This window comes from Mycobacterium sp., assembly GCF_035653355.1.
GTDB lineage: Bacteria > Actinomycetota > Actinomycetes > Mycobacteriales > Mycobacteriaceae > Mycobacterium.
Genome location: NZ_DASRBZ010000263.1, coordinates 1 through 2,758 on the forward strand (window position 1 = coordinate 1; position 2,758 = coordinate 2,758).

The following is a 2,758-nucleotide window of genomic DNA, read 5'->3' on the forward strand; positions in this document are numbered from 1 at the left end:
CCGGTCGAGGGCATGCTGGCGTGCCAGTGCAAGCATGGCTCGGCTGCTGCCGAGCAGCCACCATCCCAGCGCTCGCTGGCCCACGGCCAACGGCACCGGATCACCCACGGACACACGGTGAATCGGAAGGTCACCGCCCAACGTCGAGCCTGCCTCGTCGGTGCGTTCCCAGACCACCCACGACCCACCCGCGAACGGCAGCGGCACCGTGCCGCCGCCGTCACGTCCAGCGGCACACAGCACGACGTCATTCAGCACCGGCGCATGAGCACCGGTCTCACCAAGCAGACGGAATACCAACGGGATAGCGGTGTCCCGCATTTCGGCCAGCATGTCGAGCCAGCCCAGTTCGGCTAGCGCCTCGTCGAGCTGTCGGCCCGACACTGCGGTCATCGTCTTGCGTAGCGCATCCTCGAGCAGCTGCAGGGACTCGGTGTCCACGTTCACTCCTTGCCCAAGTCCAAAAGCCGGCGCGCGATGATATTGCGCTGGATCTCCGCGGTGCCGCCATAGATGGTCGCCGCGCGCGAGTACAAAAACTCGGTCCGCCACGAGGTGTCGTCGAGCTCGATGACACCCGGCAGCAGATCGCGGGCCGTGTCATACAACCGTTGCTCGGCAGTGGCCAACAGCACCTTGTCGATCGAGGTCTCCGGACCCAGCCGCTGCCCCTCGGCCAGCCGGTGCAGCGTTGCACGCGATCGGCAGCGCAAGACGTGCAGCGCCAGATACGCCGATCCGAGGTCGTAATCGGCGGGGTCGTTCACCTCAGCGATAAGTCGATCGAATCGTGAATAGAGGTAAGCGATCCGCTGCCAAAAGCAGGTCGAGCGCTCGTAGGGCAACAGGTCCATCGCCAGCCGCCAGCCGTCTCCCGGCCTGCCCAGCATGCGGCCAGCCGGGACCACCACGTCGTCGAAATACACCTCGCAGAATTCGTCGACGTCGTGCATCGTGCGCAGCGGCCGGACCGTGATACCGGGCGTGTTCATGTCGACGAAGAACGCCGTGATCCCGTCGTGGCCGGCTGCGGTGCGGGTCAGCAGCACGCAGCGGGTCGAGTATTGCGCGAAGCTGGTCCAGACCTTCTGACCGTTGACGATCCAGGCTTCCCCCTTGTTGCCACGCGGCTTAGCACGGGTGGACAGCGATGCCAGGTCGCTGCCCGAGCCCGGTTCGGAAAACCCCTGACACCATTGCTCCTGACCGCTCAGAAGGCGCGGCACCATTTCCGCGGCGAGGTCTGGAGGCGCGTAGTCGATCATGGTGGGGGCGAGCACCTCGACCATCGAGTACGGGCCCGGCTCGGCCAGACCGCGACCGACTACTTCCTCTCCGACAATCGCCCGCAGTATCGGGGGGCCGCCCAATCCGCCGACGTCGACCGGCCAGCCGTAGCGCATCCACCCGGCCGCATAGAGCGCCGAGTGGACTCGGGCGAGTTGGCGCATATGGCCTTCGAGCGAACGATCCGGCCCCGGTGTCAGGTCGTGGTCGCCGAGCCACGCACGCAGATCCGCCCGGAACTGCTCGACGTTCATGTCGGCGACGGGCGCCCGACTGCGTGGGGGCGCCCCGAGTCATGGACGCCGCTGCGACGGATGAAGGTCATGGCACGGGTTTTCAGTCGCCAGCCTTCGGCGGTGCGGGCATACGTGTCGCGGTAGTAGCCGATGCGCATGTCATGGGTTGCGTGCTCGATGAAGCACAGCGGCTGAGTGCCGCTCGCGGTGTCACCATCGATGTCGACCAACGCTGTCCCCGTGAGGAACAAGCCTTTCGGCGCGGCCGCGACCAGCTCCGGGAACTTGTCTAGGTGATAGGTCTCCCCGAAAGCGCTGTAAGTGCCGTCCGGCGTGAAAACCTGGATAAGGCCGTCGATGTCCTGTTGGGTGATGGTGACTGCGTAGCGGGCAAGCAGCTGCTGGATCTCGACGAGGTCGTCAGTTCTTGTTGGCATACACCTTGCCGCCTTTCATGACGAACTGCACGTGCTGGGTAACGGCTATGTCTTCCAATGGATTTCCCGGCACCGCGATGACGTCTGCGAGCAGCCCCTCGGCCAGCCTGCCGCGGTCGGTGGCATCGATGAGCTCGGCGGCGGTGACCGTCGCGGCGCGCAGCACCGCCGCCGGCGGCAGGCCGAGCTCGACAAGCGTGACGAGTTCGTCGGCGTTGCGGCCGTGGGGAATTGCCGGTGCATCGGTGCCGACAGCGATCTTGACCCCTGCCTCGTAAGCGGCCACCACGGATTTGCGCGCCCGCGGAAACATTTCGGCTGCCTTTGCTTGCAGCTCGGGCGGCGCGTGGGTCACGTCCATCGCATCGGCAAGCCGCCGCGTCGTCACCAGGAAGGTGCCCTGGCGCACCATCAGCGCGATCGCGTCGTCGTCGACCAGGAAACCGTGTTCGATGCAGTCGATCCCGGCCGCCACCGCGTGCTTGACGGCATCGGCGCCGTGCGTGTGTGCAGCGACGCGCAGACCGCGCCGATGCGCCTCGTCGACGATGGCTCGCAGCTCGTCGTCCGAATAATGTTGGGCACCAGGCGGACCCGTCAATGACATGACACCGCCCGATGCGCACACTTTGATCAGCTGGGCGCCGTGCTTGATCTGGTAACGCACCGCTTTGCGCACTTCGTCGACGCCGTTGGCGATGCCTTCCTCGACTGTGAGCGGCAGTACGCCGGGTGCGAGCGCCTGAAACATCGTCGGGTCCAAATGCCCGCCCGTGGGCGTGATGGCATGACCGGCCG

At 66.0% G+C, this 2,758-nt stretch carries 3 protein-coding genes and 1 pseudogene; all 4 read right to left on the minus strand.

All coding sequences use genetic code 11. From position 1 onward, the window contains the following. Positions 1–393 (minus strand): annotated as a pseudogene (locus VFA16_RS09000) (acyl-CoA dehydrogenase); the annotation flags it as partial. A gap of 50 nt (positions 394–443) precedes the next feature. After that, positions 444–1,541 (minus strand): acyl-CoA dehydrogenase family protein, encoded by a 1,098-nt coding sequence (locus tag VFA16_RS09005; RefSeq protein WP_324967476.1) that lies wholly within the window; start codon positions 1,539–1,541, stop codon positions 444–446. Beyond that, positions 1,538–1,960, minus strand: a complete 423-nt coding sequence (locus tag VFA16_RS09010) for a nuclear transport factor 2 family protein (RefSeq protein ID WP_324967477.1) — start codon at positions 1,958–1,960, stop codon at positions 1,538–1,540. The genes VFA16_RS09005 and VFA16_RS09010 overlap by 4 nt, the downstream gene beginning before the upstream one ends. Continuing rightward, positions 1,944–2,758 (minus strand): amidohydrolase family protein (locus tag VFA16_RS09015; protein ID WP_324967478.1); only part of this gene is annotated, 815 nt, incomplete at its 5' end. The genes VFA16_RS09015 and VFA16_RS09010, both read right to left, overlap by 17 nt.

What these genes read in the sequence shown, in the direction of transcription:
- VFA16_RS09005 (WP_324967476.1), bottom strand. Translation starts at nt 1,541, where the DNA reads ATGAACGTCGAGCAGTTCCGGGCGGATCTGCGTGCGTGGCTCGGCGAC.
- VFA16_RS09010 (WP_324967477.1), bottom strand. Translation starts at nt 1,960, where the DNA reads ATGCCAACAAGAACTGACGACCTCGTCGAGATCCAGCAGCTGCTTGCC.